Origin of the sequence: Deinococcus roseus, from assembly GCF_014646895.1 — a bacterium.
Classification (GTDB): Bacteria; Deinococcota; Deinococci; order Deinococcales; family Deinococcaceae; genus Deinococcus_C; species Deinococcus_C roseus.
Genome location: NZ_BMOD01000056.1, coordinates 1 through 5,886, shown reverse-complemented (window position 1 = coordinate 5,886; position 5,886 = coordinate 1). Strand labels below are relative to the sequence as shown.

Here is a 5,886-nt window from a genome sequence, read left to right as displayed (position 1 = left end):
TTTTCTTCTCTCACAAGTTGAAATTTTACCGCTGTCCTGCTTTTTTGCCTCCCCTCTGCGAGATCATCTCAACAAACCACCGCTTTTCACGTTCAGACGCCCGGAAGGCAGCAGGTCTGATCAACCGTTCTGGGGGCTTACAGAAGAACACCAGGAGTTCATGGGCAAAATGCAGGCGGTGGCATGGATGCCCATGCGAACTGAAGTCCCGGAGTGGAAAGACACCAGCAGAAGGGGCAGACGCAATGAGCGGGTTCAGTTCTTCATACCTGGTGCCAGGCAATTGCATCAATTGATTGAGGCTGTGGGTTCGGTCAAATTCTTTCTGGCCCAATTGGATGTGCTGATGACACTGGGCGTGCTGGAACAGGTCGGTGTTTCCCTGAAACATAGGGGTTCAGCTCTGGTGCCAGACCGCCAGCTGAGCGAGGGCGAGCAGCAGTTCATCACCATGATGGGGGCCATTCTTTCCACGGAAGGGAGTGAAGCCCTGTATTTGCTGGATGAACCAGATTCCCATTTGAATCCGCGCTGGACCCATGAGTATGTGGACCACCTGACCAGTGCCTTCCTGGCGACCAGATTGTCTGAAGACAGCAGCAATGGTGTGACCGATGCGGGTTCTGATGTGGCTTATGGCACCAGTCAGGTGTTGCTGGCAACGCACAATCCTCTGACCATTGGTCCCCTCACCAGAGATCAGGTTCGCATCCTTTCCAGAACGGTCAAGGGGGTGACGGCACAGACTCCCAAATATGACCCTCGTGGGGTTGGCGTGGATGGTTTGCTGAAAATGGATGTGTTTGGGCTCAGGAGCACCCTGGACAGCGAGATGACAGCATGGCTGGATGAATACTACCTGCTGGCAGGACGTCCGAATTTAAATGATGCACAGACCCAGCGCAAGGAAGACCTGGAAAAGCGCATCAGGGAATATGGCATTCCGTTCAGTCATCCCAATCCATACTTCAATGAATTTGCCATTCAGATGAGAAAGAGCTTGCCTCAAACGAAACTGCCCTCTGAGCTGGATCAGGAAACCCTGGAAAGACAAGCCAGGCTTTCTGAGAGGATTTTTAAAAATCTGGTGGAGAAGTCAAAATGAGACACATCCCTTACAGCGGGAGATTACCGGACCCCACATGGGTGGAAGCTGCAAAACAGAAAGCCCAGAAAATTGAGACTTATGCGACCATGGAGGAAAAAAAGAAATTTTTGCAAAAGGATTCTACGGCCAAAGCCTGGGGGGCATTCAAGGATTGGCTGCTCAGTTTTTCTCATGACAAATGCTGGTTCTCTGACACAACTGCGGCTTATTTTCCATTTGAAATAGAGCATTTCAGGCCAAAATCCAAAGTAAAAGAAGACAATGGAACAGAGTCTGAAGGGTATTGGTGGCTTGCTTTTGAATGGAAAAATTTCAGGATCTGTGGAAAATTGGGAAATTCAAAAAAAGGTTCTCTGTTTCCGCTCTCTGCAGGGTGCAGCAGGGCCACCTGTGCAGCCGAATTGCCCAGAGAGCAACCCATACTGATCGATCCCACCAGAATCATGGATGTGCGTCTGGTCGGATTCAATCTGGAGGGGGAAATGATCCCTTCCAGTGAGGCAACCACGCCTCACCACAGGATGCGAATAGAAAAAACCAGGGACATCATGAATCTGGATTTGCCAAAACTGGTGGCCCTCAGAAGAGAGGTTCTCCAGGAATGTGTATACAATGTTGAACATTACCTGGAAGCCCTGGGTCATTTGGAAGCCACCAATGACCCAGCCTGGGAAACAGCCGCTGAACACCATGGGTCCCTTTTGAGGAAAATGCTTGACCCACGCACCCAACTGTCATCTGTTGCAAGATATTACATCACCATGAGGAACGATATACGCCTCAGCTGTTTTCTGGGTTGATCAGCAGACTGTTGACCACCAGATCCAGGTTGCCCCAGTCAATGCGGTCTTTCAGGGGAACGGTTGTCTGAAGTAGATTCCCATTCCGTACTGAAATGGAATCCATCGGTGTTTTGCTGTGCACTTCAGCATGAACAGGGCAACACCCCACTGAATTCTCCTCGCGTCATGCGAAAATCAGATCATGAAGGAGATGACCCCGAGCCGCACCCCCGCTTCTCCCACCGCCCTGGCCCGCCTGCTGGATGCCCTGAACACCCAGACCAGCAAATTGCCAAAAGGAAACCCCTACCACATAGATCAAAACGTGCAGGTGCCCATGCGAGACGGTGTGAACCTGCTGGCAGACCTTTATGTCCCTGCAGGAAAAATCCATGGAACGGTGCTGATCCGCAGTCCCTATGGTCGGGGTGTGCTGATGGCTGCGGTTTATGCCGCCACTTACGCTGCCCGGGGGTACCGGGTGGTGTTGCAAAGCTGCCGGGGTACCTTTGGGTCGGGACCTGGTCCTTTTGAACCCATGCAGCACGAAATTCTGGATGGGCAGGACACGGTGGCCTGGATGCGGGACCAGCCCTGGTTTGAGGGCACTTTCGCCACTTTTGGGGTTTCATATTTGGGGTTCACCCAGTGGGCACTGCTGATGGACCCCCCGAAAGAACTGCGCACGGCCATCGTGATGATGGGCCCACACGACATCCACCAGTTTGCCCACGGGGCCGGGGCATTCCGGCTGGATTTGCTGCTCACCTGGTTTGACCTGATCTCCCAGCAGGAGAAAATGGGGTTGCTGGACACGGTGCTGGACAATTTCAAGCGGCCTGCAAGACTCAAACCCGCTTTTGCCCGGGTCCCCCTGCTCAGTGCAGGCGAACACCATCTGGGCGGCGGAGCACTGGCAGCCACCTACCGCAATTTCCTGACCCGCGCGGATCCAAAAGACCCTTTCTGGAACCCCAGACGCCTGGGCGTGGCCCTGGAGAAAGTGCAGGTTCCGGTGTTGCTGCTGGGTGGCTGGCAGGACATCTTTCTGCAGCAAACCTTGCAGCAGTACCACAGGCTGCATCAAAGGGGGGTGGATGTGGCGCTCACCGTCGGACCCTGGACCCATGGAGGCGGTGGAGAGGTGCTGGCCCGGGAAAGCCTGGACTGGCTTGCCGAGCACCTGACCGGAGCATCCCGCAAACGGCCTGCACCCGTGCGGGTGTTTGTCACCGGAGAAGGTGCATGGCATGACCTTGCAGACTGGCCACCTGCTGCTCACATGCACACCCTGTTTCTGCAGCCCGGTGGAGGGCTGGCAGAGCAACAGCCAGAAGGTGCTGCAGCCTCCACCTTCACTTACGATCCGCTGGATCCCACACCGACCCATGGCGGACAGCTGCTGGAACATGGAGGGGTCAAGGATTGCCGGGTGCTTTCTGCCCGCAAAGACGTGCTGACCTTTACAGACCCTGTGCTCAAGGAAGCCCTGGAGGTCATGGGGGTGCCCGAAGTGGAACTCTTCCACCGCAGCGACAACCCCCATGCAGACGTGTTTGTGCGGCTCTGCGAGCTGGATGCACAGGGTCGCTCACGCAACATCAGCGATGGTTTTTGCCGCCTCAGTGCAGCAGATCGTCCATTCATGGTGCGGCTGTCCCTGGATGCTGTGGCCCACCGTTTCTCTGCAGGTTCTCGCATCCAGCTGCTGGTTTCCGGGGGCTCCCATCCGCAATATGCCCGCAACCTGGGCACCGGAGAGGACCCCGCCAGGGGCCAGCGCATGCGGGCCTCGCACCGCACGGTTCACCATGCTGCTGAAGTGGCCTCCAGAATCCATCTGCCTGTGAGGTGACCTCAGGGCAGGGGTTCAGGGTGCTGTAGATCAACACCAGAAGTGTTACTATTGGCTTTAGTAACACTAAGACATAATATGAGTCATGAAAGTCCTCAAGATAGAGTTGCTGGACAATGAGCAGGTGCTGCTCAGCACCCAGCTTCACACCACCCTCACCCTGGAACAACTGTTGCGTTTGCTGCCCACCCTGGTCAATGCAGCACCGGAAAAACCCCTGATTCCCAGTGCTGGAAAATACCAGCGCCTTTCTGAACACCTGACCCAGAGCAACCAGACCGAAGAAATGCTCACCTTTCAACAAATTGAAACCTTGCTGGGCTTCAACCTCCCCCAATCTGCCTACAAACACCGGGCCTGGTGGAGCAACACCTTGCAGGGGCACACCCAGGCGGCTGCATGGCTGCAAGTGGGCTGGAAAGTCATGAAAGTGGATGAAGGTAAAGTGCACTTCATCCGGGAACAGGAGGCCAGATGAACACCTACCAGAACATCACCCGCCGGGCCCTGCAATTGCTGGATCAGGGTTTCAATCCCCTGGAAGCCTGGAAACAGGCTGCAGACGCAGAGGACTGCAGTGAAAGCTCATGCCTCAAGGGCTGCCCCCGCTCGGCTTTTGTCGGCCTGGCAGAACATGGCCACCTGAAAGGCTGCCAGCAAGCGCAGGAAAAAAAGCCCCTCAGCCTGAACGCGCAATACTGCCTTACCGGACACCGGTTGCTGCAAGAAAACCCAGAGCTTGCCCATGCCCCTTCCCGCCTGTGGGAAAACATCAGAAGTGCCGAACAGGTGGACCGCAAAACAAGCAATGGGGTGGTTGATGTGTTGCTGGCACTCTGGGACACCCGGGCTTTCGCTGCAGATGACCCCAGAGAACACCGCTACCAGCAGGTCTTGCAGCGCATCCGCAAGCACCAGGGTGAGGTTTTCCAGCAAATCCAGGGACAGGAATTCACCTATGCCCTCTCTGGCAGCACCCTCAAACCTTCCACCACCCAGCAGAACCTTGCCCCGGGACATTTGCGCACAGCGCTGGAACGCATGCCTGTCAAAGGACCAGGGGACTTGCAGGATTTGCGAGGCCCTTCTTATCTGTATGCCATTCTGATGGATTAGCGGGTGCGAGAAGGCCTCTACTGATCATCAAGGTGTCTGTCCTGGTCATCCACAACGAACAAGCCCCTGATTTGCAGACCAGGGACCCTTCTTCTAACGCATTTGGTGTCAGAGGGCAGCAAACGCATCTGCTGCCCTTCCTTCGCCTCAGACCAGCGCAACAGGGGTTTTCTCGGTGGTGATGCCGTCCCCGAGGGTGAACAGGTGCTGGCTCTCAGACGTCAGTTTCAGGTCTGCCTGGGTCAGGGGCCAGTGGTAACTCAGTTTCCCCGTGAACGGAAAGTCCCCGAACACCACATCTGCCACCCCCTGTCCTTCCGTTCCAGGCAACCAGCAAGCCACAAACGCATCCCACTCGGGCAGCTGTTCCGTCACCACGTAAGGACGCCCCGACAGCAGCAGCACAGCAATCTTGTTGCACACTTTCCGGGCGTTCGCAATCACTTCCAGGTGGGCCTGGGTCAGTTTCAGTTCGAAACGGTCCCCCATCCCCTCTGCTGCAGGTTCCTCTGCAATCACCACAATCCCCACTTCAAACCGTTCAGAGACATCTGCATCTTCGCTGTACCAGACGAGGTCGGGATCCTCCACTGTGGCCTGAAAAGCCTGCAGCAGGTTGGTGCCCTGTGTGATGTTGCCATGACCACCCATCCAGGAGATGCTCCACCCCCCACACTGCGCCCCCAGGTCATTCGCCGCACCCCCAGCCACCAGAAGGCACTGGGTCTTGCTCAAAGGGAACACGTTGTCGTTTTTCAGCAGCACCTGCGATTTCCTCACCGCTTCCCGCGCCAGTTCCCGGTGCTCTCTGCACCCCACCACTGACAATTCGGGGAGTTCCTGCTCCTCAAACAGCCCCAGCGCATGTTTCGCATGCAGAATCCTGGACACCGCATCATCAATTCTTTCGATGGAAACATCCCCATTTTCAACTGCCTTGGTAAGGGTCTCCATGAAACGCTCGTACTTGAACGGCACCATCACCATGTCGATCCCCGCATTGATGCTCTGCACCACACAGGTGT

6 protein-coding genes are annotated in these 5,886 nt (G+C 55.7%); 5 read left to right on the top strand and 1 reads right to left on the bottom strand.

The window, feature by feature from the left end; all coding sequences use genetic code 11:
- The first annotated feature begins 160 nt into the window (after nt 1-160).
- The 5 genes from IEY52_RS26160 to IEY52_RS26140 all read left to right on the top strand — a co-directional run bounded on the left by IEY52_RS26160 (nt 161) and on the right by IEY52_RS26140 (nt 4,861).
- Nucleotides 161-1,105, top strand: a complete 945-nt coding sequence (locus IEY52_RS26160; protein WP_189009546.1) for an AAA family ATPase — start codon at nt 161-163, stop codon at nt 1,103-1,105.
- Entirely contained in the window at nt 1,102-1,908 is an 807-nt protein-coding gene (locus IEY52_RS26155) for an HNH endonuclease family protein (RefSeq protein ID WP_189009543.1), read from the top strand. Before IEY52_RS26160 ends, IEY52_RS26155 begins: the two co-directional genes overlap by 4 nt.
- A 184-nt stretch (nt 1,909-2,092) precedes the next feature.
- Nucleotides 2,093-3,745 (top strand): CocE/NonD family hydrolase, encoded by a 1,653-nt coding sequence (locus IEY52_RS26150; protein WP_189009540.1) that lies wholly within the window; start codon nt 2,093-2,095, stop codon nt 3,743-3,745.
- 85 nt (nt 3,746-3,830) lie between these two features.
- Nucleotides 3,831-4,223: a DUF7662 domain-containing protein gene (locus IEY52_RS26145; RefSeq protein ID WP_189009537.1), complete on the top strand. Its 393-nt coding sequence runs from the start codon at nt 3,831-3,833 to the stop codon at nt 4,221-4,223.
- The gene (locus IEY52_RS26140; RefSeq protein ID WP_189009534.1) at nt 4,220-4,861 is read left to right on the top strand and encodes a DUF6979 family protein; all 642 of its coding nucleotides are present in this window, start codon (nt 4,220-4,222) and stop codon (nt 4,859-4,861) included. The genes IEY52_RS26145 and IEY52_RS26140 overlap by 4 nt, the downstream gene beginning before the upstream one ends.
- A gap of 147 nt (nt 4,862-5,008) precedes the next feature.
- Here IEY52_RS26140 and IEY52_RS26135 read toward each other — a convergent pair.
- Nucleotides 5,009-5,886: glycoside hydrolase family 3 protein (locus IEY52_RS26135; RefSeq protein ID WP_189009531.1), on the bottom strand; the 878-nt coding region annotated here is incomplete at its 5' end.

Bases quoted from the DNA above. Each gene is read 5' to 3' on its own strand.
- IEY52_RS26155 (WP_189009543.1), top strand. From the start codon at position 1,102: ATGAGACACATCCCTTACAGCGGGAGATTACCGGACCCCACATGGGTG.
- IEY52_RS26145 (WP_189009537.1), top strand. From the start codon at position 3,831: ATGAAAGTCCTCAAGATAGAGTTGCTGGACAATGAGCAGGTGCTGCTC.
- IEY52_RS26160 (WP_189009546.1), top strand. From the start codon at position 161: ATGGGCAAAATGCAGGCGGTGGCATGGATGCCCATGCGAACTGAAGTC.
- IEY52_RS26140 (WP_189009534.1), top strand. From the start codon at position 4,220: ATGAACACCTACCAGAACATCACCCGCCGGGCCCTGCAATTGCTGGAT.
- IEY52_RS26150 (WP_189009540.1), top strand. From the start codon at position 2,093: ATGAAGGAGATGACCCCGAGCCGCACCCCCGCTTCTCCCACCGCCCTG.